Origin of the sequence: Rhizobium sp. Root1203 (assembly GCF_001424945.1) — a bacterium.
Lineage (GTDB): Bacteria > Pseudomonadota > Alphaproteobacteria > Rhizobiales > Rhizobiaceae > Rhizobium.
This window is the reverse complement of record NZ_LMCW01000069.1, coordinates 105239-131413: the sequence shown is the minus strand read 5'-3', so window position 1 is coordinate 131413 and position 26175 is coordinate 105239. Positions and strand designations below refer to the sequence as shown.

The 26175-nt window shown below is 62.0% G+C and carries 27 protein-coding genes; 11 read left to right on the top strand and 16 right to left on the bottom strand.

Annotated features, from left to right (window positions below):
• Positions 1–118 precede the first annotated feature (118 nt).
• The 7 genes from ASC97_RS32175 to ASC97_RS32145 form a co-directional block, all read right to left on the bottom strand.
• Positions 119–1099 carry a GlxA family transcriptional regulator gene (locus ASC97_RS32175; RefSeq protein ID WP_244481630.1) on the bottom strand — a complete coding sequence of 327 codons (981 nt, stop codon included), beginning with the start codon at positions 1097–1099 and terminating at the stop codon, positions 119–121.
• Positions 1092–2303 carry an MFS transporter gene (locus tag ASC97_RS32170; RefSeq protein WP_057472389.1) on the bottom strand — a complete coding sequence of 404 codons (1212 nt, stop codon included), beginning with the start codon at positions 2301–2303 and terminating at the stop codon, positions 1092–1094. Before ASC97_RS32170 ends, ASC97_RS32175 begins: the two co-directional genes overlap by 8 nt.
• 100 nt (positions 2304–2403) lie before the next feature.
• The gene (locus ASC97_RS32165; protein WP_057472388.1) at positions 2404–3693 is read right to left on the bottom strand and encodes an RsmB/NOP family class I SAM-dependent RNA methyltransferase; all 1290 of its coding nucleotides are present in this window, start codon (positions 3691–3693) and stop codon (positions 2404–2406) included.
• Between the two features lie 170 nt (positions 3694–3863).
• A complete protein-coding gene (locus tag ASC97_RS32160) occupies positions 3864–4226 on the bottom strand; it encodes a septal ring lytic transglycosylase RlpA family protein (RefSeq protein ID WP_057472387.1) in 363 nt (120 codons plus the stop codon).
• 521 nt (positions 4227–4747) lie between these two features.
• Positions 4748–5620, bottom strand: coding sequence for an SDR family oxidoreductase (locus tag ASC97_RS32155; protein ID WP_057472386.1), 873 nt, complete (start codon positions 5618–5620; stop codon positions 4748–4750).
• Positions 5620–6777 carry a tRNA epoxyqueuosine(34) reductase QueG gene (queG, locus tag ASC97_RS32150; protein WP_057472385.1) on the bottom strand — a complete coding sequence of 386 codons (1158 nt, stop codon included), beginning with the start codon at positions 6775–6777 and terminating at the stop codon, positions 5620–5622. Before queG ends, ASC97_RS32155 begins: the two co-directional genes overlap by 1 nt.
• A 12-nt stretch (positions 6778–6789) precedes the next feature.
• Entirely contained in the window at positions 6790–7482 is a 693-nt protein-coding gene (locus ASC97_RS32145) for a glutathione S-transferase family protein (protein ID WP_057472384.1), read from the bottom strand.
• A 213-nt stretch (positions 7483–7695) separates the two neighbouring features.
• Between ASC97_RS32145 and ASC97_RS32140 the strand changes: the two genes are divergently transcribed.
• A complete protein-coding gene (locus ASC97_RS32140; protein WP_057472383.1) occupies positions 7696–8493 on the top strand; it encodes an undecaprenyl-diphosphate phosphatase in 798 nt (265 codons plus the stop codon).
• A gap of 491 nt (positions 8494–8984) precedes the next feature.
• Here the strand turns inward: ASC97_RS32140 and ASC97_RS32135 are convergent, their stop codons facing one another.
• From ASC97_RS32135 to dnaN, 6 genes are all read right to left on the bottom strand, one after another.
• Positions 8985–9965, bottom strand: coding sequence for a complex I NDUFA9 subunit family protein (locus tag ASC97_RS32135; RefSeq protein ID WP_057472382.1), 981 nt, complete (start codon positions 9963–9965; stop codon positions 8985–8987).
• A 111-nt stretch (positions 9966–10076) separates the two neighbouring features.
• Entirely contained in the window at positions 10077–10364 is a 288-nt protein-coding gene (locus ASC97_RS32130; protein WP_057472381.1) for a DUF1330 domain-containing protein, read from the bottom strand.
• A gap of 27 nt (positions 10365–10391) precedes the next feature.
• Entirely contained in the window at positions 10392–11087 is a 696-nt protein-coding gene (gene pyrF, locus ASC97_RS32125; RefSeq protein ID WP_057472380.1) for an orotidine-5'-phosphate decarboxylase, read from the bottom strand.
• Between the two features lies 1 nt (position 11088).
• Positions 11089–11676, bottom strand: coding sequence for a histidine phosphatase family protein (locus tag ASC97_RS32120; protein WP_057472379.1), 588 nt, complete (start codon positions 11674–11676; stop codon positions 11089–11091).
• 2 nt (positions 11677–11678) lie between these two features.
• Positions 11679–12272 (bottom strand): phospholipid N-methyltransferase PmtA, encoded by a 594-nt coding sequence (gene pmtA / locus ASC97_RS32115; RefSeq protein WP_057472378.1) that lies wholly within the window; start codon positions 12270–12272, stop codon positions 11679–11681.
• Between the two features lie 110 nt (positions 12273–12382).
• The gene (gene dnaN / locus ASC97_RS32110; protein WP_057472377.1) at positions 12383–13501 is read right to left on the bottom strand and encodes a DNA polymerase III subunit beta; all 1119 of its coding nucleotides are present in this window, start codon (positions 13499–13501) and stop codon (positions 12383–12385) included.
• Positions 13502–13811: 310 nt separating this feature from the next.
• Between dnaN and rsmI the strand changes: the two genes are divergently transcribed.
• The 9 genes from rsmI to ASC97_RS32065 all read left to right on the top strand — a co-directional run bounded on the left by rsmI (position 13812) and on the right by ASC97_RS32065 (position 22738).
• Positions 13812–14669: a 16S rRNA (cytidine(1402)-2'-O)-methyltransferase gene (gene rsmI / locus ASC97_RS32105; RefSeq protein ID WP_057472441.1), complete on the top strand. Its 858-nt coding sequence runs from the start codon at positions 13812–13814 to the stop codon at positions 14667–14669.
• Positions 14662–15030, top strand: coding sequence for a YraN family protein (locus ASC97_RS32100; RefSeq protein WP_057472376.1), 369 nt, complete (start codon positions 14662–14664; stop codon positions 15028–15030). The genes rsmI and ASC97_RS32100 overlap by 8 nt, the downstream gene beginning before the upstream one ends.
• A 125-nt stretch (positions 15031–15155) precedes the next feature.
• The gene (locus tag ASC97_RS32095) at positions 15156–16454 is read left to right on the top strand and encodes an extracellular solute-binding protein (RefSeq protein ID WP_057472375.1); all 1299 of its coding nucleotides are present in this window, start codon (positions 15156–15158) and stop codon (positions 16452–16454) included.
• Between the two features lie 72 nt (positions 16455–16526).
• Entirely contained in the window at positions 16527–17408 is an 882-nt protein-coding gene (locus ASC97_RS32090) for an ABC transporter permease subunit (RefSeq protein WP_057472374.1), read from the top strand.
• A 10-nt stretch (positions 17409–17418) separates the two neighbouring features.
• Positions 17419–18261, top strand: coding sequence for a sn-glycerol-3-phosphate ABC transporter permease UgpE (gene ugpE, locus ASC97_RS32085; protein WP_057472373.1), 843 nt, complete (start codon positions 17419–17421; stop codon positions 18259–18261).
• A gap of 11 nt (positions 18262–18272) precedes the next feature.
• Positions 18273–19376 carry a sn-glycerol-3-phosphate import ATP-binding protein UgpC gene (locus ASC97_RS32080; protein WP_057472372.1) on the top strand — a complete coding sequence of 368 codons (1104 nt, stop codon included), beginning with the start codon at positions 18273–18275 and terminating at the stop codon, positions 19374–19376.
• A gap of 101 nt (positions 19377–19477) precedes the next feature.
• Positions 19478–19981, top strand: a complete 504-nt coding sequence (locus tag ASC97_RS32075; RefSeq protein ID WP_057472371.1) for a cupin domain-containing protein — start codon at positions 19478–19480, stop codon at positions 19979–19981.
• 96 nt (positions 19982–20077) lie between these two features.
• On the top strand, positions 20078–21025 hold the full coding sequence (gshB, locus tag ASC97_RS32070) for a glutathione synthase (RefSeq protein ID WP_057472370.1): 948 nt from the start codon (positions 20078–20080) through the stop codon (positions 21023–21025).
• Between the two features lie 180 nt (positions 21026–21205).
• Positions 21206–22738, top strand: coding sequence for a YifB family Mg chelatase-like AAA ATPase (locus tag ASC97_RS32065; protein WP_057472369.1), 1533 nt, complete (start codon positions 21206–21208; stop codon positions 22736–22738).
• 49 nt (positions 22739–22787) lie between these two features.
• On the opposite strand, the gene cysK is transcribed toward ASC97_RS32065, so the two are convergent.
• Entirely contained in the window at positions 22788–23750 is a 963-nt protein-coding gene (gene cysK, locus ASC97_RS32060; RefSeq protein ID WP_057472368.1) for a cysteine synthase A, read from the bottom strand.
• 131 nt (positions 23751–23881) lie between these two features.
• Positions 23882–24499 (bottom strand): LysE family translocator, encoded by a 618-nt coding sequence (locus ASC97_RS32055; protein ID WP_057472367.1) that lies wholly within the window; start codon positions 24497–24499, stop codon positions 23882–23884.
• A gap of 245 nt (positions 24500–24744) precedes the next feature.
• Here ASC97_RS32055 and ASC97_RS32050 point away from each other — a divergent pair, with 245 nt between their 5' ends.
• Positions 24745–25263 (top strand): Dps family protein, encoded by a 519-nt coding sequence (locus tag ASC97_RS32050; RefSeq protein ID WP_057472366.1) that lies wholly within the window; start codon positions 24745–24747, stop codon positions 25261–25263.
• 4 nt (positions 25264–25267) lie between these two features.
• On the opposite strand, the gene ASC97_RS32045 is transcribed toward ASC97_RS32050, so the two are convergent.
• Positions 25268–26164 (bottom strand): DMT family transporter, encoded by an 897-nt coding sequence (locus ASC97_RS32045; protein WP_057472365.1) that lies wholly within the window; start codon positions 26162–26164, stop codon positions 25268–25270.
• Positions 26165–26175: the final 11 nt, after the last annotated feature.

The following is a 26175-nucleotide window of genomic DNA, read 5'->3' as shown; positions in this document are numbered from 1 at the left end:
TCTCATCGCGTAAAACCAAACTGGTGTCAAACACTCTAGTTTGGAATTGTTTTAAGGAGGGGAATCCGCGGCAAAATGAGCTGTTGCGGGCAGGTTCGCCGGTGCTCGACCCTCGAAATCAGCCGGGTCTGCCGAAGCGCTCCCGATAGTCCAGGGGGCCGATGCCGAATTGCCGTTGCATGACCCGGCGCAGGTTCTGTTCGTTGCCGAGGCCGACCGCTGCCGCGATGGTCTTGAACGGCAGGCTCGTTTCCTCCAGCGCCCGGCAGGCGGCCTCCAGGCGCATCATCTCGACTGCCTTGGCGGGAGTCCGCCCCACTTGCGAAACATACAGCCTCGCGAAGGTGCGCGGGCTTTGCCCTGCCTTTTCGGCGAGCTTTTCTACCCGGAGATCTGCGTGGAGATTTTCGGCCATCCACGTATGCAGCCTTGAGAAGCCGAAGGACTTCGCCTCCTTCAGCGAAAAGACCGTGCGGAACTGGTTCTGGCCGCCGGGCCGGGTGACGAACACGACGAGCTGGCGCGCGGTATCGACCGCCACGCGATGGCCGAGGTCAGCCTCGACAAGCGCCAGCGCCAGATCGATGCCTGCGGTAACCCCGCCCGACGTCCACAGTTGCCCGTCGTTGACGAATATGCAGTCGGGCTCCAGATTGATCGCCGGATGCCGCCGAGACAACTCTTCCGATCGCGACCAATGGGTGGTCGCGCGCCGGCCGTCGAGCAGTCCGGCGTCCCCGAGCAGGAAGGCGCCTGTGCAGACGGAGCACAGCCGACGCGCGGCCCGGGCGTTTTCGGCAAGCCAGGCGACGAGCCGATCCAGCCCGAAGGTGTGGGCGCTCGTACTCGGAAGACCGCCGGGCACGATCAGCGTGTCGATCTCGCCGGGCCGTACGTCCTTCAGTGCCGAGGTTTCGATGACGACCCCCGGGGCAGTCCTGATCGGCCCGCCATCCTCGGAGGCGATCACCAGCCGATACCCCGACGTTGCCGCGCTGTCCCGCAGGCGCCCCGCGGTTTCGAAGGCTTGCAACGGCCCGGCGACGTCGATCAGGTTGACGCCGCCATAGGCTATCATGACGACGAGGCGATCAGGCAATTCCTTCTCCGAACGTTGCACGGCTCGTGCCGCGCCATCTCAGCACAAGCAGGAGGCAGACTGCAAGTGGCGGAAGGACGAGGAGGTTGAGGATCGACCAACCGAAACCCTCAAGCACGGCGCCCGACGTCAGGGTTGCGAAGGTCGCCGCGATATTGCCGAGCAGGCCGGACAGCGCCTGTGCCTTGCCGCGCTCGTTTGCCCGATAGGATTGCGCCAGAAGGGTCGTCCCGCAGACGATCATGATGTTCCAGCCGACCCCGAGCGCCAGCAGTGCGAGGTGGAATGCCAGCAGCGTCTCCGAGCTGGTCGCGATCGCGACACAACAAGCCATCAAGACGGTACCGACGCAGAGCATGCGCATGACACCGAAGCGGGCGACGAGCCGGCCGGCGAACAAGGACGGCGCGAACATGCCGAAGAGATGCCACTGGATGATGCTGGCGCCGTCGTCGATGCTGAAGCCGCAGGCCACGGCTGCCAGCGGCGACGCCGTCATGACGATCAGCATGGTTGCGGAGGCTGCCATGGTCGTCGCGACGCCGGCGACGAAGATCGGCTGACCGGCAATCGCCCGGAGCGGGCGGGCGGCCCGGTCCTCGCCCTTCGATTGAGCGTCGACCATGTCGACATCCCGATAAAACAGGAGAAAGATGAGTGCCGACATGACGGCGAGCGCGGCGACCAGGAGGTAGGAGCCGGCGAAGACGGTGTCGAATGCGATATCCTTGGCCTTGCTGGCGAGCACCGGACCGACGATGGCGGCGATGACGCCGCCTGCCAGAACGGTCGAGATGGCTCGACTCTTGTAGTCTTTCGGGACCGAGTCTGCCGCCGCGATGGCGAAGAACTGGGCAAATCCCTGGAAGGCGCCGACGCCTGCGGTGCCGAGGCAGAAGAGCCAGAAATTGCCGTGGACGATCGACCACACCGAGACCAGCCCACCCGCCGCGCCGCACAGTGCACCGAGAGCGAAACCGATGCGCCGGCCCAGCCGCTCGATGATGAAGGCGGCAAACACCGTCACCACGGCGGCGCCGACCGTTATCAGCGCAAAGGGCAGAGTGGCGAGAAACTTGTCCGGCGCCAGCTGATAGCCGGTAATGCTCGTCAAGGTCAGGTCGACGGAAATTGCGCAAACGTAAAGCGCCTGGCAGAGGGCCAGGATCCTGGCGTTGCGCCTTCCCTTATCCATGTCGTTCATCAAAGTCTCCCGATCGCCTGAAGTGGCTCGTCGAGACTATCGGTGACGGCATTTTTGGCAGCAATGACAAATGCCCGTCAAATTCTGCCAAACGGGGTCGCTATGACGTCCGCAGCATCCGGCAGAAGAAGAAGCCGTCGGTGTCGGTCGAGGCCGGCGTCAGCGTGATCGTCTTGGCGTCGGAAGTGCGGGGGCGCGGGCTGTCCTTGCCGAAGAGGCTGTCCCAGGCCGGGAGAGCACTGGCAATCTCAAAATCCCGATGTTCCGCTGTGAAGCGCCGCACCTGTTCTTCATTCTCCTGCGGCAGCACCGAACAGGTGACATAGATGAGTTCGCCGCCGGGGCGAACATAGGCGCTCGCCTGCGTCAGCGCGTCTTGCTGCTGGGCGGTGCGCTCGTCGAGGTTCTTCTCAGTCAGACGCCATTTCGTATCGGGACGCCGGCGCCATGTGCCGGTACCGGTGCATGGGGCGTCTACCAGGACTTTGTCGCATCGCGCGCTGAGGCTGTTCAGGGCCTTCGCGTCGTCGTGAACCTGGACATTGCGGGTGCCGGCGCGCTTCAGCCTCTCTATGATCGGCGCCAGCCGCTTGCGATCGGCATCGTAGGCGTGGACCTGGCCCTTGTTGTGCATCGCGGCCGACATGGCGAGCGTCTTGCCGCCGCCGCCGGCACAATAGTCGAGAACCTGGTCGCCTTCGCCAGGCAGAACCAGATCGGCGACGATCTGCGATCCCTCGTCCTGAACTTCGAACCAGCCTTTTTGGAACGAAAGCTCGGCCGTGACGTTTGGAAGACGAGAGGCACCTTCGCCGGCGGGAATCCGGATACCGTAACGCGCGATGCTTGCCTCTTGCGCACCGGCTCTTTCGAGCGCTTTGACGGCCTTTTCGCGGGTGGCCTTCAGAATGTTGGCGCGCAAATCGAGTGTGGGACGACCGGCGAGCGCCTGGGCCTCGGCAAGCCACGCCGCGCCGAAGCTCAGTTCGAAGGAGGGTTGGACCCACGCGGGGATGTCGCCCTGGATGTGAGCGGGAGCATCGGCGAGGTCTCGGCTCTGGAATGCGGACAGTGACGTGGCCGAAAGAGGCTCGGGCGCAAACTTGTCGTCTGCGAGTTCGCTTGCGAGCGCGTCCGGCGTGAAGCCCCATTGGCGGAACATGACGGCGTGAGCGACGGCGGACGCGCTGTCGTCGTCCATGAGCCAGGCATGGGAGAGACGCATGCGCAACGCGTCGTAGACGATGTTGCCGATCGCAGCGCGATCACCGGAGCCCGCAAAACGGTGCGCAAGGCCCCAATCCTTGAGGGCGTCGGCCACCGGCCGTCTGCGGGCGTCGATATCTGCAAGTACCGAAATTGCCCCTTCGAGCCGTCCGCCCAACCGCATTCACACAGCTCCCAATCGCCTGAGGTCAAAATACCGGGGGCACACCACCGGGCTTGTGTACAATCCGCAGGAAGCGCGACTGACGCAGCGGATTGTACACAAGTCGAGAACCGCGTGGTAAACGCGATTGGCGGCAAGAGCAAGCGGCCCATTCGGATGCGGGCGACGGCTTAGCCTATGATTTCGTAGCAGACCTTTGCAGTACCGCTGCTGACCATCCCGATGTTCTGGGCGGCAGCGCGGGAGAGGTCGAGCACGCGTCCGCGAATGAACGGACCACGATCGTTGACGCGAACGACGACACTACGGCCGTTGTTGCGGTTGGTAACTTTCAGCTTCGTACCAAATGCCAGTGAACGATGGGCTGCAGTATTAATAGTCGGGTTCATACGTTCCCCAGAGGCAGTTTTGGAGTGAAGTGCGTACCATGAAGCGCCACCACAACCATTTGCAGCAAAACCTTCCATTGGAAGGATGGTAGAACAGGCTGCAATAGTTGCTACGGCGAAAATAGAACGGCAGATTTTCTTCAAAACGGATTGTCCCTCAACTGTTGAACTTACGCCATACGGGCGGCGGGGCTTAAATCCGCCGAAAAGTGGCGAAAAAGTGCCTTTATTGATCACGGAATGTTACGAAGCGTAATATTCGTGATGAGCCGGCGAATGATTCGAATTGCTGTCAAGAGAGGGAAGGGTGGAAAAAAGATAACGAAATCAAATAAAAATGGAACGTTTCTTGCGCAAGCGACTTGCCGCAACCGAGGATCACAAAATTAATGAAAATAATTTTTCGTAATCGCCATAATTGTTGCCGCATTTGCGCAAATTCAAAGGCCGTTAACCATAAACCGGAGCTAAATTTAGTTGCGTGACAGGGATAAGTAGGAATTTCCTACCGTTCCGAGGGGGTGCGGCGCCGATAACGTCGAAGTGATTTTTGCCGACATAACATTGCAACTGCCGGCGGCATTTGGGCAGACCGCGGGTAGTGTGGGGAGGCAGCTGTCAGACATTTGCCGTGGCCGGGTTGGCCGTCCCGGACTTTTCTCAGTCTAACCCTGCCACCGATCGTTCTCGATCAGCTGAGCGAGGGAGGCGGGGTAGGTCGGAAACGAGAATGCAAAGCCTTCGGCTTTCAGCTTGGCGTTGGAGACGCGTTTGTTTTCGCCATAGAAGGATCGCGCCATCGGCGTCAGTTCGGCGGTCTCGAACGGCTGTTCCGCCGGGGGCTCGACGCCCATGAGGCGCGCAGCCTCGACGATGACATCCTGCGGCGGGCCGGGGAGATCGTCAGTCACATTGTAGATGCCGCCGAGCTGGCGATCGGCGAGAAACCGCGTTGCTGCGCCGATGTCCTCGACCCGGATCCGGTTGAAGACCTGATCCTTCTTGATCAGCCGGCGTGCCGTGCCGCGTTGCAGATTGCAGAAAGCATTGCGTCCAGGGCCGTAAATGCCGGAAAGCCGCAGAACCGCTGCCGGTACGCCGAGGTGCTGGCCGATCTCTATCCACGCCTCTTCGGCCTCGAGCCTCTCCTTCGAGCGGCCGGAGACAGGAACGCACGGTGTTTCCTCGGTGACCCAATTGCCGCGGTGGTCGCCATAGACGCCGACGGTGGAGAGGTAGCCGATCCATCCGAGCTGCGGCGCCATTTCCCGGACGTTCTCGCCAGCCAGTCTGATCAGCGGATCGCCGGCTTCGCGCGGAGCGATCGATTGCACAAGATGGGTTGCCGTTGTCAATGCGGTGAGCACATCCGCCTCGAGAACGTCCCCGTCGAACAAGAACGCATCGACGCCCTGTGCGCGCAGTGCCGCCGCCTTGTCAGGCGAGCGCGTCGTACCCGAAACCCGGAAGCCTTGAGCAAGAAACGCCCTGGCGATGGCCGTTCCCGAATAGCCGCAGCCGAAAATCACAACATGCATCACGCCACTCCCGCCAGTCGCCATTCGTCCAGCACGTCGCTGTCCGACTCATCCGATGGCCTTTGTGCCGCAAAGGTCGCAAATTCGCTAGTCTCCAAAAGGCGCGAAAGCGCCCACACGGCCATTCCGCGCACCGCAGGCGAGGGGTCCAGCGTAAGTTCCCTGCACCGTCCGGCAAATCGCCGTTCGCCGGAATTGCCGGCCGCGATCAGCACGTTGCGGACAAAGCGGTCGCGGCCGATCCGCTTGACCGGCGAACCGCTGAAGAACGTACGAAAGGCGGCATCGTCCAGCGACAGCAGATACTCGATCGAAGGCTCCTTCAAGTCCTCGCGCGCCTGCAGCTTCATTTCGGACGCTTCCCGGGCGAACTTGTTCCAGGGGCAGGCGGCAAGACAATCGTCGCAGCCATAGATGCGGTTGCCGATCAGCGGACGCAGGTGTGGGTCGATCGAGCCCTTGTGCTCGATGGTGAGATAGGAAATGCAGCGCCGCGCATCGATTTGGTAGGGCGCCGGAAACGCGTCCGTCGGACAGGCATCGAGACAGGCGCGGCACGAGCCGCAGTGGTCGGCCTCGGGCTCGTCTATATTGAGTTCGGCAGTCGTGAACATCGAGCCGAGGAACAGCCACGAACCGTGGATGCGGCTGACGAGGTTGGTGTGCTTGCCCTGCCAGCCGAGGCCGGCCGCCGCCGCCAGCGGCTTTTCCATAACCGGTGCAGTGTCGACGAAGACCTTGACGTCGGCACCGGCCCGCGCCGCAAAGCGCGTCGCGATCTCCTTCAGGCGGCCCTTGATCACGTCGTGATAATCGCGGTTTCGTGCATAGACCGAAATCGCGCCCATTTCGGGCTTTGCGAGGATGCCGCGCGGATCCTCGTCCGGTCCGTAATTCAGTCCGAAAACGACGATGGATTTTACATCGCTCCAGAGTGTGCGCGGATCGCCGCGCCGGTCGCGCGTTTCGGCCATCCATTCCATCGTGCCGTGCCGCCCGGCATCGATGAACTCGCCCAGCCGGTCCTTGGCCTCCGGTATGGCATCCGCGCCGGTGATCCGACAAAGATCGAAACCCAGGGCCTGCGCTTCCGCCCGCACGAAGCCGGTCAGCGTGTCGCGGCGCTTTTGTTCCTTAGCTGCAGTTCGTTCGGGCATGGAAGGCCCTCATCAGAAATCCAGGTCGGCGTAATGCGAAACCGGCGTGAGACCGCGCACGCGCTCCGTCAGTAGCGGCCGGAATGATGGGCGCGACTTCAGGCGCTGATACCAGTCCTTGACCATCGGCGATTCCGACCAGTCGATCTCGCCGAGATAGTCGAGGATCGAAATGGAAGACGCTGCGGCCAGGTCGGCGTAGCTCATCCGCTCGCCGGCCAGCCATTGGCGCGAGCCGGCAAGCCAGGTCAGATACTTCATGTGCTGGCGGATGTTGGCACGTGCGGTGCGCAGGATCTTCGAATCGGGTGCCCCGCCGCCCTGATCCGCCGTCATCTGCAGCTTGTAGACACGCTCGCGCGCAAGCGGCTTCGTAACATCCGTTTCCATCTTCTGCATGAACCACTCCGTCAGTCGACGGATTTCAGCGCGCTGGAAAGGGTCTTCGGCAAGCAGCCGGCGGTCGCGCTTCAGCACGCCGTGCGTCTCATCCAGATATTCCGAAATGACGCTGGCCCCGCAGAGCGCGCGCATGCTGTCATCGACGTAGACAGGCAGGGTGCCGGCCGGGTTGAGCGCCAGAAAGTCGCGGCGCTTCTCCCAGGTCTGCTCTTCGATCAGGTCTGCCTGATAGCCGTATTCCGTCAGGATCAGCCGGACGAAGCGTGATGCGGATGACATGGGGTGGTGATAGAGCGTGGGCATCGATACTCGGGTTTTTTGATGGGTGGTCGCATGTCGAAGGAGCGCGCCTGTTATCGCGCCCTATTCATGACTCATTAGTTGAAGCTATAGGAGTTTGGCCCCTCCAACACAAGCGAGTCGGGCCATCCGACAGCCGACAAAGGAAATGGATGCCGTCCCCCAGCGGCATCAGCGCAATCCAGGTCCGACCGGACTCTAAACGGGAGACAATTTATGGACTACATGAGCTCTATAGTTCTAGGCATAATTGAAGGGATTACCGAGTTTCTGCCGATATCGAGCACCGGCCACCTCATCATTGCGGAGCAATGGCTCGGCCACCGCTCGGACATGTTCAACATCGTTATTCAGGCGGGCGCTATCCTCGCCGTCACCATCATCTACTGGCGTCGTCTTGTGGATCTGGTGCTCGGCTGGCGGGATCCTGAGAACCGCTCCTACGCCGCCAAGCTGATCGTCGCCTTTCTCATCACCGCCGTCTTGGGGCTTATCGTCAAGAAACTCGGCTTCGAGTTGCCCGAGAACGCGACGCCGATTGCCTGGGCGCTCATCATTGGCGGTATTTGGATGATATTTGCCGAGTGGGCGGCTGCGCGCCGGCCTCCCCACAAGGAAATTACCTGGCTCGTTGCCATCCTGGTCGGCATCGCCCAGGTGGTTGCCGGTGTCTTCCCCGGAACATCGCGCTCGGGCGCCACGATTTTCGTCGCTATGCTGGCCGGTACCGGCAATCGCGCCGCGGCGACTGAATTCGCCTTCCTGGTCGGCATTCCCACCATGTATGCGGCAAGCGGCTACGAATTACTGAAGACATTCAAGGACGGCGGAGCGGCCAACGAAGACTGGACCGGCCTCGGCATCGCCTTCGTCGTATCGACGATAGTCGCCTTCATCGCCGTGAAATGGCTGTTGTCCTACATCCGCAGCAACCGCTTTACGGTGTTCGCAGTCTACCGCATCATTCTCGGCGCTATACTGCTCGGCCTGGCTGCGTCTGGCGTGATCGCCTGAGGAGTCCGAACGCGTTGTATTCGCGCATTCCTGCGCGAATACCCCGACGATTTTCGTTAATGGCTAATGGATCCGGTCTCGCAAGGATCGACACCATATGCCGGCGAGCATTCGCCCTTGACCGCTGCAACCGAACCGGGAGCAACGAAGGAGCCTGCCAGAATAACCAGCGCCGCACACGCAAACAGAAGCGCGATTGACCTACCCATTGAAGAAAGCCTTTCAAAATCGTTGATTGCGCACGAAGGCGCTGAGTCCGTTGGAGGACGCGCGGGGTGTGTAGTCAGTGGAATGACAAATAGCAATAAATGTTCCAGCTAAATTTGTTGTTAATTCTGCTAGATATTACGTGCTGCTTTTATGCAACGGCCGTGCTCTACGAGTCGGCAAAAAAACACGCGCAACTTGCGTGAATCTGGAAAACCCTTCCACGAAAAACGCCGCCCGCGGAATCGCGAACGGCGCTGAAAATGTAAGTCGAAGCGTAGGTGTCAGGCTGCCTTGCCGGAGTCGGTGTACTGGCCGTGTGGACGATACTGCACGAGGTAGGAGGGAAGCACCGAGGAGACCATCGTCGGCGCAATGCCGAGACCCTTCAGCGTGCGGCCTTCCGCTTCCGCTTCCTTGGAGACGATGTTGTCCTTCTTCAGCAGGCGGACCTGGTCGGGCGTGATCGGCGGCGTGACGAACGGCACGAGCGTTGCGACGCTCCCAATCAGCGAAGCAAGGCTGAAAGGAATCGAGACAAGGCGGTTCGTGCGGCACGTCACCTTGAGCATGGTCTCAAGACATTCACGGAACGTCAGCACTTCCGGGCCGCCGAGTTCGTAGATCTTGCCGCCGGCAACCTTGCCTTCGACCGCCTTCGCGACCGCCTCGGCAATGTCGACGACATAAACCGGCTGGAACTTGGTTTTGCCGCCGCCGACGAGCGGCAGGACGGGGGAGATCCGGGCCATATCGGCAAACTTGTTGAAGAAGCTGTCTTCGGGGCCGAACACGATCGACGGCCGGTAGATAACGGCGTCTGGCTTGATCGAGTGGATGGCCGCTTCGGCGCGGCCCTTGGTGCGGCCGTAGCCCGAGTCGGAAGTCGCATGGGCGCCGATGGCCGACAGGTGGATCAGCTTCGCGCCCACGCCGCGGGCCGCTTCGGCAACGGCGCGGCCGCCGAACTCCTGGACGGCCTCGAAGGAGTTGCGGCCGGTCTCGAAGAGAATGCCGACGCAGTTCACGACGAAATCGGCGCCGTCCACGGCGCGGTCGACGGAATTGCGGTACCGCAGGTTCGCCTGGATGAAGGAGATCTGGCCGACATTGCCAAGCGGCTGCAGGAAGCCTGCGAGATCCGGGCGCCGAACAGCAACCCGAATGCGATAGCCGCGCTTTGCCAGTGCGCGAACGACATGCCTGCCGATGAAGCCGGACCCTCCGAACACGGTGACAAGTGGCGGCAGGTTGGCAAGGGTCATGGCAAGCTCCTCGAAAGGCTCAATGAAAGGGTCGATCTATGTTCGTCTTAGACCAATCGCGGCGCCACGAAAAGGGTCATCGCGCCGCAGTTCTCATGCCTGAAAAATCGCCTAGATGCCTTCGACGACGACCATCTCGGCATCGGCGACTTCCTGGCGGATTTTCGCGGCGATCTGGTATTCCGGCGAATTGTAGCAATCGACGGCATGCTGCATCGAGGGGAATTCGATGACGACGTTGCGGGCACGGGCCTTGCCCTCGAGTTCGGTGAGCGCGCCGCCGCGGGCGAGGAAGTTTGCGCCGTACTTCTCGAAGGCGGGTTTTGCCGCCGCCACGTAGTCCTTGTAGCGCTCGGCGTCGCGAACGTCGACGCGCGCGATCCAGTATCCCTTTGCCATCTGAAATGCTCCCTTGCTTGACTGAACTTATTGAAGTGCGGCCGACATTTCCGCAAGGATTGCCCGCGCCGCTTCCCTGGGGTCGCCAGCCTTGACGATGGGGCGGCCGACGACGAGGTGGCTGGACCCCGCCTTCAGTGCGGCGGCCGGCGTCATCACGCGCTTCTGGTCGCCTTTGTCGCTGCCTACAGGCCGGATGCCCGGTGTCACCAGCGCCATGTCGGGGCCGATGATCTTGCGAACGGCCGAGGACTCTTCCGCGGAACAGACGATGCCGCCCATGCCGGCAAGATGCGCCTGCTCGGCACGGCGCAGCACCAGCGTATGCGGATCGTATTCGTAGCCGGCTGCGGTGAGGTCCTGCTCGTCCATCGACGTCAGCACCGTGACGCCGAGCAGGCAGAGGTCCGAACCTTTCGCCGCCTCGACCGCCGCCTTCATCGCCTTCGGGTAGGCGTGCAGCGTCAGCATCGACATGCCCATCTTCACGATGTTCTCGACGCCGGAGGCGACCGTGTTGTCGATGTCGAGCAGCTTCATGTCGAGGAAGATCTTCTTGCCGCTTCTGGCGAGATCCCGGGCAAATTCGAGGCCGCCGGCGAAGGCGAGCTGGTAGCCGATCTTGTAGAAAACGACATCGTCGCCGAGCGTTTCAACCATCTTTTCGGCGTCGCCCAGCGTTGGAACATCCAGTCCGACAATCAGCCGCTCGCGTGCGTCCATGTCACATCCATCCCTGCCACTTTTCGATAGGCGTCCAGTCGCATGATAAGCGCCGATCCGCAAGGCTGAAACAATAGAGATTGCCGCCGCCCGCCGGCTGGTCGCGGTCGCGTCCGATCGGGCGGCCCTGGAGGTGGCACTTGAGCAACGTGCCGACGCCGCCGTGGCCGACAAAGGCGATCGGGCGGGTATCGTCGTGTCCCGCCAGAATGCGCTCCACCGCAGAAACGATCCGCCTTTGCGCATCGATTGCGCGTTCCCAGCCTTTGAAGCTTTCTTCAGGGTGGGCGAAGAACCAGTTGGCGGCATCCTCGAATTCCGGCGGCGGCAGGAAGCCCGTCGCCGACCGGTCGTTTTCGTGCATGCCTGCGGCGATCTCGACGTCAGCGCCGGCGGCAGCCGCAAGAATGTCGGCCGTCTCGATCGCCTTGGTCTCGTCGCTGGAAACGATCCGTCGCAATTGCCGCGCCCAGGCGGTGTCGGCAGCCATACGCGCGCGCGCCGAGCCAATGTCGGAAAGCCCCCATTTGGGAACGGGAACCGCCGGGTCGATCTTCACTTGTGGATGGGTGACGTAGAGGCCGAACACGCTCAGCCGCGCCGGTAGATCCAGAGCTGTGCGGGGGGAATATTGCGGACGATGAAGTCGAAATGCTGGATATGGTAGCGGTCCGGCCGCGCGATGATCGGCGACACCGCACCATAGGAAATCTGCACGACCGGCCGTCCCGGAGGAAGGCGGTCAAGCAGGCTTTCCAGCAGAGCCGTGCGCGCCTGCATCGGGAAATTCAGCAAGGGAACGGCCGAAATGACGGAATCAAAGATCTGGCCCTTCAGCGCGCCCAGCGTCTTGTCGAGATCGAACGCGTCGCCGTTGACGAAATGGACGCCGGGGTAAAGCCGCACCAGATGTTCGTAGAAGTCCGTCGAATATTCGATGGCGACCAGCTTTTCCGGCTTGATGCCGCGGCCGAGGATCGCCTTGGTGATCGCGCCGGTTCCGGGACCGAGCTCCAGAACCGGTAGCCCTGAGTGCGGATTGATGACGCTCGCCATCTTCCGGGCGGTGATGGAGGAGGTTGGAACGATGGAGCCAACGGTCTTCGGACCCTGCATCATTCCCTTGAAGAAGCGGATCTCCTCGTCAAACTTCTTGCCCAGCCGTTCCTTCAGGCGCAACGCCATGCCGTCCTCCTATATGCAACAAACAGCCCAGCATCTAATTGCAGGCGGTGGAACGAAAAACAAGACCAAACGTCGCAATTGACAAAGTTTGCGAGGCAAATGCGACGTGCCTAGACGCGCATCGGCATCAGCACGTAGAGTGCGTCGTCACCGGCTGTGTCGCGAATGAGCGTCGGCGAGCCGGCATCGGCGAGAAGGAAGATCGCCTGGTCGCCGGAGAGCTGGGCCGTGATGTCCAGCAGATACTTTGCATTGAAGCCGATCTCCATGGCGTCGGTGTCGTAGCCGACGGCGACTTCTTCCGTCGCACTGCCCGAATCCGGATTGTTGACCGTCAGGAGCAGCTGGCCATCGGAGAGCGCCAGCTTCACGGCACGGCCACGTTCGGACGAAATGGTCGAAACGCGGTCCACGGCCTGCGCGAACGTCGTGCAGTCCACACGCATCTCCTTGTCGTTGCCGGTCGGGATGACGCGCTGGTAGTCGGGAAAAGTGCCGTCGATGAGCTTCGAGGTCATGACGATCGAGCCGATGCTCAGGCGGATCTTGGCATCGGAGACTTCCACGGTGACCATTGCGTCCGGGCTGTCGACGAGCTTCTGCAGTTCGCCGACGGTCTTGCGGGGAATGATGATGCCGGGCATGCCTTCAGAACCGGACGGTGCCTTGACGTCGGCGCGGGCGAGGCGGTGGCCGTCCGTCGCAACGGCGCGAAGCTTGAGGTCGCCTTCGCTTTCGATCGTGTGGAAGAAGATGCCGTTCAGGTAGTAGCGTGTCTCTTCTGTCGAGATCGCGAACTGGGTGCGATCGATCAGCATCTTCAGATCGGTCGCCTTCAGCTTGAACGTATGGCTGAAAGTACCGGCTGTCAGATCGGGGAAATCGGACTCAGGCAGGCATTGCAGCGAGAATTTCGAGCGGCCGGACTGAACGGTCATCGAACCGCCGTCGGTGCTTGTCGCGAGGAGGACTTCCGAACCGTCGGCCAGCTTGCGCACGATGTCGTAGAGAAGATGGGCGGGAACTGTCGTCGCGCCGGCCTGCTCGACATTGGCAGGCGTTGCCTCCGTCACCTCTAGATCGAGATCGGTCGCCTTCATGTCGAGGTTCTGGCCCTCGGCCCGCAGCAGGATGTTGGACAGGATCGGGATCGTGTTGCGGCGTTCGACCACGCGGTGGACGTGGTTCAGCGACTTCAAAAGGTTTGACCGCTCAATAGTAATACGCATGGGATGCTACCGCTTTCGACCGTTACTGCCCAGGCGCGCACCGCGCGCCCGAGGAATGCCATTGCCCAAACTTGGGACCGGAGGAGTGGATGGGCAAAATGGCAGAATTTTGCGGATGATTGCAAGAGGCGTGAACAGGTGCGCCGCTGCAATTGCCGTTTTCCCCGCGGATGCTCACAGAAATCAGGGCTCTTGCCGAAGCCCGAGCCCTCGCCCATAAAGGCCGGAAGCCAGAAAGGGCAAAGATATCTTGAGCAACGATGAAGCGACAACCGAGAGCGGCCGGCAGCGCAGCTTTCGCCTGCATAACATGGCCGTTCCCGCGCGCCCGCTGGAGCCGGCCCTGTATCTCGTCGCCACGCCGATCGGAAATCTCGGCGATATCACGCTGCGTGCGCTTGAGACGCTGGCCGGCGCCGATGTTCTGGCCTGCGAGGACACGCGCGTCACTCGCGTTCTGCTCGACCGCTACGGCATCCAGAACCGCCCCTATGCCTATCACGAGCACAATGCGGATGAGGTCGGCCCGCGCTTGCTGCAGGCGCTGGAGGCTGGAAAATCCGTCGCCCTCGTTTCCGATGCCGGCACGCCGCTCGTCTCCGATCCCGGCTATCGGTTGGCCCAGAGCGCCATCGCGACAGGGTATCGTGTCGTCCCCATCCCCGGCGCTTCCGCGCCACTCGCCGCCCTCGTCGGCTCCGGGCTGCCTAACGATGCATTTCTTTTTGCCGGCTTTCTGCCGACCAAGGACAAGGCGCGCCGCGATAGGCTCGCGGAATTTGCCGCAGCGCCCGCAACGCTGATGTTCTTTGAATCGCCGCATCGTATCGGCGCGGCTCTTGAAGCCGCTGCCGATGTGCTCGGCGGTGACCGCTTGGCGTCCGTCTGTCGCGAACTGACCAAAACCTACGAGGAGTTCCGGCGCGGCACACTGGCGGAGTTGGCTGCTCACTATGCCGAGGTCGAAAACGTCAGGGGCGAGATCGTCCTCGTCATTGGCCCGCCGCCGGAAAGGCCGGTCGAGCAGGCGGACGTCGACGCAATCCTGGGGGATCTTTCAAAGACGCTGCCGACGGCCAAGGCCGCGGCGGAGGCGGCCCGCCTGACCGGACTGCCGCGAAAGGAACTCTACCAGCGTCTCCTCGACATGAAGAGCCGCGATGGCTGACGGGGGCGGCGCCAGCACTCGCCGCAGGGCGCTTCGTCGGGGCCACGTCTCCGAATATCTGGCTGCCGTCTTCCTGATGTTGAAAGGCTACCGCATCGTCGCCCTTCGCTACCGCACCAGGCTCGGCGAGATCGATATCATTGCACGCAAGCGCAACGTCGCGGTTTTCGTCGAGGTGAAGGCGCGGCGCGACCAAATGAGCGCCATCGACGCCGTGTCGCATACAGCACAGAATCGCATCAGGGCAGCCAGTGACCTGTGGCTGGCGCGACAGCGCGATTACGCTTTGCTTTCGCAGCGTTACGATATCGTGGCCATTGTTCCGGGGCGCCTGCCGCGTCATTTTCCGGATGCTTTTTGAGCATGTTTGCAATCGCGTGCAAAAAGGTAGCGCTGTAACACTCATGTCATAAAAGCATCAAGGCGTCGTCACAGAAGGCCTCTATTGCACTCCTCACCCCAATAACTGGTGGAGAGGGATTAGGCATGTTCAAGAAGTTTTCGATGGCGGCGCTGGCCGTAAGCTTTTCGGCCTCGTCGTCTTTTGCCGCGACCAATATCACCTGGTGGCACGGCATGGGCGGGCGCAACGGCGAAGTCATCAATGAAGTCTCGCAGAAGTTCAACGCATCGCAGTCGGCCTGCAGCCTGACCCCCGTCAGCAAGGGCACCTACGAAGAAGCGCTCGCCGCCGGCATCGCCGCTTTCCGCTCGGGCGAACAGCCGAACATCCTGCAGGTCTTCGATGCAGGCTCGGCGACCATCATCAACGCCAAGGGCGCCGTCATTCCGGCCGAAGACCTGATCAACCAGGCAGGCTACAAGTTTGACCGCGAAGCCTTCATCCCGGGTGTTCGCAACCTCTACGCTGCCGCCGACGGCAAGTTCGTCGGCATGCCGTTCAACTCCTCCGCTCCGATCATGTACACCAATCCGGAAGCGCTGAAGAAGGCCGGCGTCGAAGCGCCGAAGACCTGGGAAGAGTTCGAGGCGATCGCACCGAAGCTCAAGGAAGCCGGCTTCATTCCGCTCGTCCAGTCGCAGCTGACCTGGGAGTTCACCGAGAACTTCTTCTCGCGCAACAACATCCAGTTCGCGACCAACAACAACGGCTACGACAGCGTCGTCGACACCAAGCTCAAGGTCACCGACCCGAATCTCATCATGATGTTCGACAAGCTGAAGTCCTGGTCCGACGAGGGCTACTTCAAGTACTACGGCGCCGGCTGGAACGACAACCAGAAGCCGTTCGAAGAAAACAAGGTCGCTCTCTGGATCGGCTCGTCCGGTTCGTTCGGCGGTCTCAAGAAGACCGCGACGATGCCGTTCTCGGCAACCTTCCTTCCCTACTGGGGTTCGATCAAGGGCGCCGGCACCAACACCTTCATCGGTGGCGCTGCCCTCTTCGCAATGTCCGGCAAGTCCGCTGAAGAAAACAAGTGCGTCGCGGATTTCTTCCAGTTCCTGACCTCGCCTGAGATCCAGAAGTTCTATCACCAGGCCACCGGCTATGTTGCCATCACCGAAGCGGCTTACCAGCTCGCCAAGAAGGAAGGCTACTACGAGAAGGAGCCGGTTGCGGAAGTCGGCATCCAGCAGCTGAAGCTGCAGGGCGGCGAATGGTCGAAGGGCTATCGCCTTGGCTTCTACCCGCAGATCCGCGAAATCATGGAACGCGAATACGGCCGCATCTTCTCGGGCGAGACCTCCGTCAAGGATGCCTTCGACACGATCGAGAAGGAAGGCAACCAGCTTCTCGAGCGCTTTGCCAAGACCGCCGGCTGATCGGCCAAACGCTGAAAACATCGGTTCCGGAGGCGCGCGCCGTCTCCGGAACTGTTTTGCAAAGGTCTCGCCATGAAGCGCGTGCAGTTCTCGTCGCCAACGCTGCCCTATCTCTTTCTGCTGCCGCAGATGGCGGTGATATTCATTTTCTTCTACTGGCCGTCGGTACAGGCGGTGAAGTCCTCGTTCTTTCTGGAGGACCCGTTCGGCTTCGGCTCGAGCTTCGTCGGCCTCAGCAACTACACGAGCGTCCTCGAAAGCGCCGAGTACCACAGCATCGCCGGTTTCACGGCGATCTTCACGGCATTGGTGACGTTCTTCGCGCTCTCCACCGGCCTTCTGCTTGCGATCAAGGCCGACGCGGTCATCCGCGGCAGTTCCAGCTACAAGACGCTGTTGATCTCGATCTATGCAATCGCCCCGCCGGTAGCCGGCCTGATCGGCATGATGTTCTTCGACCAGCACATCGGCCCCTTTGTCCGGTTCGCAGCCCTGTTCGGATGGGACATGAAGGTCGGCCTCAACTACTACGACACGGCCTTTGCGATGGTCGTCGTCTCCGTCTGGAAACAGATCCCCTACAATTTCATCTTCTTCCTCTCCGGTCTCCAGGGCATCCCGGTCTCGGTGCGCGAGGCCGCCGCGCTCGATTGCCGCTCCGGCTTCCGCCGGTTCTGGACCGTCATCCTGCCCTTGCTGGCGCCCACCGCCTTCTTCCTGCTGGTGATCAACGTCACCTACTCGCTGTTCGACACCTTCGGCATCGTCGACGTCATGGTGAAGGACAAGGCCGCCAACAACCCGATCACGCTGGTCTACAAGGTCTACATGGATGGCTTCCGCGGCAACGACCTCGGCGGGTCGTCGGCGCAGTCCGTCATCCTGATGATCGTCGTCTTCGTGCTCACCGTCTTCCAGTTCCGCTTTCTTGAGCGGCGCGTTCACTACAATTGAGGAGCGCGGGATGTACCGTCTCAAGATAATCGATCACGTCGTTCTGTTGCTGGGCGTCTTCATCATGGTGGCGCCTGTGGTCGTCGCCTTCATGACGTCCACGCACGAAGCCGCCGAGATCCACCGCGAAGGCCTGACGCTGACGTGGGGCAACCATTTTACCGAGACCTACGGCGCGGTGCTAAGCCGCCAGGGCGGTTTCACCGGTCAGGTCACCGGCGCCCGCATGCTGATGAATTCGCTGATCCTCGGCATCGGTTTTGCAGTCGGCAAGATCGTCCTGTCGATGCTTGCCGCCTACGCGATCGTCTATTTCCGCTTCCGCATGGCAACGCTGTTCTTCTGGATGATCTTCACCACGCTGCTGTTGCCGCTGGAAGTGCGCATCCTGCCCTCCTACGAGGTCATGCACCAGTTGCACCTGATCAACACCTACAGCGGCATGATCGTGCCGCTGCTGGCGTCTGCGACGGGCACCTTCTATTTCCGCCAGTTCTTCAAATCGATCCCGGACGAGCTTCTGGAGGCCGCCCGCATCGACGGGGCCGGTCCGGTCAAGTTCTTCATCGACGTCATCGTGCCGCTCTCGCGCACCATGGTGGCGGCGATCTTCATGATCATGTTCGTCTATGGCTGGAACCAGTATCTCTGGCCGATGCTGATGACCAACGACGAGAGCTTCTACACGCTCGTTCGCGGCATCAAGCAGATCCTGCTGGTCTGGGTGGGTGCTCAGATTCCCGACTACAACGAAGCCTTCGCCATCGCGATCCTCGCGATGCTGCCGCCTGTCATCATCGTCGTGGTGTTTCAGCGCTGGTTCATCAAAGGCCTCACCGAAAGCGACAAGTAAAGGAACGTCCGATGGCGGCTATCGAAATCAATCAGGTCTCCAAGATCTACACCGGGGACGTCCACGCTGTGAAATCCGTCGATATAGACATCAGGGACGGGGAGTTCATCGTCCTCGTCGGTCCCTCCGGCTGCGGGAAATCGACCCTTTTGCGCATGGTCGCCGGCCTGGAGGAGATATCCAGGGGCGAGGTCAAGATCGGCAACCGCGTGGTCAACAAGGTCGATCCTGCCGAGCGCGACATCGCCATGGTGTTCCAGAACTATGCGCTCTATCCGCATATGAGCGTCTACGACAATCTCGCCTACGGCCTGCGCAACAGGAAGACGCCGAAGGCAGAGATCGACGCACGCGTCGCAGAAGCCGCCCGCATGCTGCAGCTCGAGCCCTACCTCGACCGCAAGCCGCGTGCTCTTTCCGGCGGGCAGCGCCAGCGCGTCGCGATGGGGCGCGCCATCGTCCGCAAGCCCGCCGCGTTCCTCTTCGATGAACCGCTGTCGAACCTCGACGCCAAGCTGCGCGTCTCGATGCGCGGCGAGATCAAGCGCCTGCAGCGCCGGCTTGCGACCACCTCGATCTATGTCACGCATGACCAGCTGGAAGCCATGACGCTGGCCGATCGCCTCGTCGTGCTGAACGGCGGAGAAATCGAGCAGATCGGCGCGCCGCTCGAGGTGTACCACACGCCGGCTTCCACCTTCGTCGCTAGCTTTATCGGCTCGCCGGCCATGAATCTCCTGAAGGGTGAGCTGCATGGCGACAAGCTTGCGCTCGGCCCGAGCCTGATCGATCTGGCGCGGCAGGCACCGACCTCGGGTCCGGTGACGGTCGGCATGCGCGCCGAGGATCTTCGCACTGCCGAGCCTTCTGAATACGCGCTGCCCCTGACGGTCGATTATATTGAGGAGCTGGGTTCGCAGCGCCTTGTCCATGGGCTTCTCGGCGACCAGCCATTGACCGCCGTCGTCTCGCCGGAAACGGCGCTGTCCTCGGAGCTGCGCCTCTTCATTGCACCGGAGAAGCTGCATTTCTTCGCCCACGACACCGGCAAGCGGATCGGTGGTGTCACGGGAAATCGGAGTGCTCCCGCCCTCGTGCATGAGACGGTGCGGTAAGCGCGGACCCGGTCGTTAAACTTCTAGCAAACGTTTGAACCGCTCCGTTACGACTCTCTGCTATTCCGGCGCAATAGGGGTAGAGAGAGCAGGGGGTTCTCATGGCTTTGAAGCTGATGCTTGCAAGCGCGATAGCGATGGCTGCGCGTTCCGCGCCTTACGTGGTCGCGCCGCCGCGCGGCAAGTCGTTCGTTGCGCATTCGAGTGATCACCTTCCGATGAAGTCGACGCCGATCAACCCGGACTGGATCGTCAGCGGCGATCCGCAGGCGCGCACCGCAGAACACTCGCGCGGGCATGACGATGCGGCGTTGACCGCACTATGGGATTGCACCGCCGGTGAATTCCGCTGGTTTTTCGGGTGGGATGAAACCGTGATGATCCTTGAAGGCGAGGTCCACATCACCGCAGAAGACGGCACGGAACGCATGCTGCGGGCCGGCGATGTCGCCTTCTTCGCGGGTGGCACCTGGGCAAGCTGGCGGGTGGACAATTATGTCCGCAAGGTCGCCTTTTTGCGCAAGCCGTTTCCGAAGCCCGTCGCATTGGCCTACCGCCTGCGAAACCTTCTTCGCAGCGGCGGCCAGCAGGGCCTGGCGGCCTGAAGAATCCGCGCCTTTGACGGCTGGAAGCCATTGATTGGCCGTTGCGTTCACGCCTGACGCGGCCTACATCTGTCCGGCAATAGCTAAGGGACGGAAATGGCCAAGATCAAGAACGTAGCGGTCCAGATGGACCATGTCGCCGGCATCAACATTGCAGGCGACTCCACCTTCGCCATGAGCCTGGAGGCACAAAGCCGGGGCTACCAGCTTTACCACTACACGCCCGACCGGCTGAGCTTTCGCGACGGCAATCTCTATGCAACCGTCGAGCCGATGATCCTGCGCGACGTCAAGGGCGACCACTTCGAACTCGGCGCGCCGGAGCGCGTGGACCTGTCCACGATGGACGTTATCCTGTTGCGCCAGGACCCGCCCTTCGACATGGCTTACATCACCTCCACGCACCTGCTGGAGCGCATCCACCCGAAAACGCTGGTGGTGAACGATCCCGCCTGGGTGCGCAACTCGCCGGAGAAAATCTTCGTCACCGAGTTCGCCGATCTGATGCCGAAGACGCTGATCACCAGGGACGCAGCGGAAATCCGCCGTTTCCGCGACGAGATGGGCGACATCATCCTGAAGCCGCTCTACGGCAATGGCGGCGCCGGCGTCTTCCATTCGACGAAGGACGATCGCAATCTCTCCTCGCTGCTGGAGATGTTCGGCCAGCTTTTCCGAGAACCCTTTATCGCCCAGCAATACCTGCCTGATGTCCGCAAGGGCGACAAGCGCATCCTGCTGGTCGACGGCGAGCCTGTCGGTGCGATCAACCGCGTGCCCGCCGAGCATGACAGCCGCTCCAACATGCATGTCGGCGGCCGCGCCGAAGCGACGGAGCTGACGGCGCGCGAGAAAGAGATCTGCGCCCGCATCGGCCCGGCGCTGAGGGAGCGTGGTTTCCTGCTGGTCGGGATCGACGTGATCGGCGATTTCATGACGGAAATCAACGTTACCTCGCCGACCGGCATCCGCGAAGTTCGCAAGTTCGGCGGTGCCGATATCGCCGGCCTGCTTTGGGACGCGATCGAGCGCAAGCGCGCCTAGGCCCTTCCGAACCTTTGTTCCGCTTCTGCAACTCGCTGCAACCTGTTTGCAGCGGGTGCGCGCAGTCGTTCCTATGCCGTTCTTGTTTTATTCTTTTTTCTATGCAAGATTGCAATTCGCGACGGCCCCACTCGGTCGCCGGTTTGGGCCGTGAACGGTTGCGGCACAGGGGATTGCGGCATGGTCGCACGTATAAGCACGGTTGCATTCCAGGGCATTGAAGGTCTGCCGGTCGAGGTCCAGGTCATGGTTGCGCCGGGCAAGGTCGTCACCCAGATCGTCGGGTTGCCAGACAAGGCGGTTGCAGAAAGTCGCGAGCGCGTGCATGCGGCGCTGCATGCGTCGGGGCTGGCCCTGCCGGCCAAGAGGATCACCGTCAATCTGGCGCCCGCCGACCTTCCGAAGGAAGGCTCTCACTTCGACCTGCCGATCGCGCTCGGCCTGATGGCGGCGCTGGGTGCCATCCCGGCGGATGCGCTGTCAGGCTATGTCGTCATCGGCGAACTCAATCTCGACGGTACGATCGCCCCTGTTGCCGGTGCGCTGCCGGCTGCGATCGGTGCGAATGCCATGGGCAAGGGCCTGATCTGCCCGGCCGACAGTGGCGGCGAGGCCGCCTGGGCCGGCGCCGATCTCGACATTCTCGCGCCCCGCAGCCTGATCGCGCTCGCCAACCATTTTCGGGGCACGCAGGTGCTGTCGCGGCCTGAACCTTCGATCCGTGCCCACCCTACCGGCCTTCCGGATCTTGCCGACATCAAGGGCCAGGAAAGTGCCAAGCGCGCCCTGGAAGTCGCTGCGGCCGGCGGCCACAACCTGCTGATGGTCGGCCCGCCGGGGTCCGGCAAGTCGATGCTTGCCGCCCGCCTGCCGTCGATCCTGCCGCCGCTCACTGCGGCCGAGCTTCTCGAAGTCTCGATGATCCATTCGGTCGCCGGCCAGCTCGCCGGCGGAAAGCTCTCCGATCGCCGCCCGTTTCGAACGCCGCACCATTCCGCGACCATGGCGGCACTCGTCGGCGGCGGCCTGCGGGCGAGGCCGGGTGAGGCGTCGCTCGCGCACCACGGCATCCTGTTCCTCGACGAGTTTCCCGAGTTCTCGCCGCAGGCGCTCGATGCCCTGCGACAGCCGCTGGAAGCCGGAGAGTGCATCATCGCCCGCGCCAATCATCGGGTCTCCTATCCGGCGAACATTCAGCTTGTTGCCGCCATGAACCCCTGCCGTTGCGGCATGGCCGGCGAACCGGGTCACACCTGCGCTCGCGGCCCACGCTGCATGTCGGAATATCAGGCGCGGATTTCCGGCCCGCTGATGGATCGCATCGACATCCGCATCGACGTGCCGGCCGTTTCGGCGATGGATCTGATCCGCCCGATGCCCGCGGAAAAAAGCGCGGATATCGCCCGCCGCGTGGCGCGCGCCCGCGAACTCCAGCATGCCCGTTTTCGAGCGGCAGGGCTTGGCAGCATCGGGACGAACGCGCGGTGCTCGACGTCGATGATCGAGACCTATGCAGCGCCCGATTCAGGCGGTCTGCAGTTACTGCGCGATGCGGCGGAGAGACTGAAATTCTCGGCGCGCGGCTACCATCGTGTGTTGAAGGTGGCGCGCACCCTGGCCGACCTTGACGGCACGGAGACAGTCGGACGCATCCATCTTGCCGAAGCCATTTCCTATCGTATGGCCGGCGAACGCCTGACGGCCGCGGCCTGATGAGCAAAGGGGCGCCGAAGCGCCCCCGGAAACCCAAGGCTGGGATGGCTCAGCTGCCGAGGCCTTCGAACAGCGCTGTCGAAAGATAGCGCTCGGCAAAGGACGGGATGATGACGACGATGTTCTTGCCGGCATTTTCCTCGCGTCTGCCGATCTTGATGGCTGCGGCGAGCGCTGCACCGGAGGAGATGCCGACCGGCACGCCTTCGAGCCTTGCCACGTGGCGTGCCGTCTCAAGCGCTTCGGCGCTGCTGACGGTGACGATCTCGTCGTAGATATGCGTGTCGAGGATCGCGGGCGCGAAGCCGGCGCCGATGCCCTGGATCTTGTGCGGACCGGGCTGGCCACCGGAAAGGATGGGCGATTCCTCCGGCTCGACGGCAATGACCTTGATGCCCGGCTTTTTCGACTTCAGCACCTGGCCGGCGCCCGTGATCGTGCCGCCGGTGCCGATGCCGGCAACGAGAATGTCGACGGTGCCCTCGGTGTCGTTCCAGATTTCCTCGGCCGTCGTCTTGCGATGTATCTCGGGATTGGCAGGGTTCTCGAACTGCTGCGGGATGACGGCGTCGGGCAGGGTGGCGGCCAGCTCTTCTGCCTTGGCGATCGCGCCCTTCATGCCCTTCGGACCCTCTGTCAGCACCAGTTCGGCGCCGAGCAGCGCAAGCATCTTGCGACGTTCGATCGACATGGTCTCGGGCATCGTCAGGATCAGCTTGTAGCCTTTGGCGGCCGCCGCGAACGCGAGAGCGATGCCTGTATTGCCGGAGGTCGGCTCGATCAGTGTCGTCTTGCCGGGCGAGATCTTGCCCTGCGCTTCCAGCGATTCGATCATCGCGACGCCGATACGGTCCTTGACGGAAGCAATGGGATTGAAGAACTCGAGCTTGGCCAGCAGGTTCGCCTTGACTCCCTTTTCCCTGGCCAGCTTGTCGAGCCGAACGATCGGGGTGTCGCCGATCGTCTCCGTGATCGAGGAATAGATGCGGCCGCGGCCTGGTTTCTTCGACATTATTCTCTCCCTTTATGAATGTTGGGAGAGAATAGGGTCAAAGCCTTGCAGAGGCCAGAGTTGCTTCACCCGCGAAACCGCGGCTTCAGAGAAAAAAGCCTTTGAATACCGGAGTTTGCCGGACGATTTTTTCAGGCGGCACGTGTTGCGATGAAGGCTGCCGTGCCTGCCAGAATGCTGGCGGCCACACGGTTGAGCGCCCGCAGCGCACGCGGCTGCTTCAGCAGCGTGCGGGCGCGGGAAGCGAGCATCATGTAGGGCACGAGCACGACCAGCAGGACGACGAACGTCGTGGCGAGAAGGATCCCGTACTCGCGAAGCCCGATGCTGTTGATATCGATCAGCGTCGGCACCAGCGCCACGTAGAACAGCATGGTCTTCGGATTGCCGAGCGTCACGAGCAGGCCGGACAGGAAGCTTATGCCGACGCTGCTGGATTTCTTCGCCGCGATGTCCTGCGGCAGCAGTCCCGCCGTCCATAGCTTGTAGGCGATGTAGCCGAGATAGAGTGCACCGGCGATCTTGATGACAATGAAGACTTCGGTGAAGGTCTGGGCCACGAACGCAAGCCCGAGAATGACGGCGGTCAGGTAGGTCATGTCGCCGAGCACCAGGCCGAGACCCATGAAGAAGGTCTCGTGGAAATTCGAGCCGAGCGCCCTGGCGACGATCGCCGTGATGCCCGGACCAGGAATGGCGGCTGCGATGAACAGCGCCGCTGCATAGGCGAAGAGAGCAGTGAACGACATCGTGGCCTCCGGGTTGCGGCCGATTTCTACGCCGCCAGACCCTGAGTTTCAATATGAGTTTTATCAGACGCGGCTGCGAGAGTTCGGACGGCAAGTGCTATTGACGCCGGCGATCGCGGTTCTAATTCAGGAGGCGATGGCAGGTGCGGGACGGGAAGCCCGGCGCCGTCGCCTGCTGCACCGGAAACGACGATATCGTTCCCGCACCCCGCAAGCCACCGCCAGGTCTGGCGAAGGAGAATTTGATGAGCCCCACCGCAATCGAAAAGCGCAGGACGGCCCCACTCGCCACCCCCACAGATCTCAAAGGCAATGCCATCCAGGACATCTCCGGTGCCCTGGCAGCGCTTCTTGCCGATACCTTCGCAATCTACATGAAGACCAAGAACTTCCATTGGCATATGTCCGGGCCGCACTTCCGCGATTATCACCTGCTCCTCGATGAGCACGCCGACCAGATTTTCGCGATGACGGACGAACTCGCCGAACGCGCCCGCAAGATCGGTGGCACGACGCTGCGCTCGATCGGCCATATCGGCCGCCTGCAGCGCATCAACGACAACGACGCCGACTATGTGACGCCGGAAGACATGCTGGCGGAACTGCGTGACGACAACAAGCAGCTCGTCTCGCTGCTGCGCGAGACTCATGAGGTGTGCGCCGAGCACAATGACGTCGCCACCACCAGTCTCCTGGAGAACTGGATCGACGAGGCCGAGCGTCGCACGTGGTTCCTGTTCGAGATGACCCGGCAACCCAAGTAGGGGCTCAGCCTGCACGGGCGCCCAGCAAACGGGTGGGCGTCCATCCAAGGTTCATACCGGCCGCGGCGAGCAGAATGACCGCCGCCCCGGCGATCTGCAGCGGTTGCAGCGCATGTCCGAATGCGACCCGGTCGACGAGGATCGCCGCGATCGGGTAGATGAACGACAGCGCACCGGTCAGGTGTATCGGCAATTTCTGGATGGCGCCGTAAAGCAGCACATACATCAGTCCCGTGTGGACGATACCCATGGTGGCAAGAAGCGACCATGTGCTGCCGTCCGTCGGCAGGCTCGAAAAATCCGTCATCGGCAGCAGCATGACAACGCCTGTCGAAACCTGGATCAGGGCAATCAGATGCGGCGTCGTTCCCTTCAGATGCTTCGCGGCAAGAGCCGCGAGCGCGTAGAAGAAGGCAGCGCCGAGCGCCATCGCAATACCGATGCCGTAGCCGCCTTCCAGGCCCACGGCTTGCGGTTTGGCCTCGACGATCGCCACCATGCCGGCAAAGGCGAGCGTCAGCCAAAAGAGTTTCGCAGCCGTGATCCGTTCCCGCAGAAGCAGTGCGCCGAGCGCCAGCAGCATGAATGGCTGCGTGTTGTAGACCGTCGTCGCAATCGAGATCGAGGCGTGGCTGTAGGAAGCGAAGAGCAGCAGCCAGTTGAGCACGATGGCAATGCCGCCCAGGATGGCGACCACGAGCGTCTTGAGGCTGATCACTCCAGGACGCAGCAAGCCCATCGATGCACAAACGACGAGAAGGGTGATCGCGCCGAACAGGCAGCGCCAGAAGACGACGCCGCTGACAGGCTGGCCCGACATCACGACGAACCAGCCGATCGTGCCGGAAATCAGCATCGCCGCCGTCATTTGCGCCGTGCCGCTACGGATATCGTTCTGCATCGTTCGCCTCC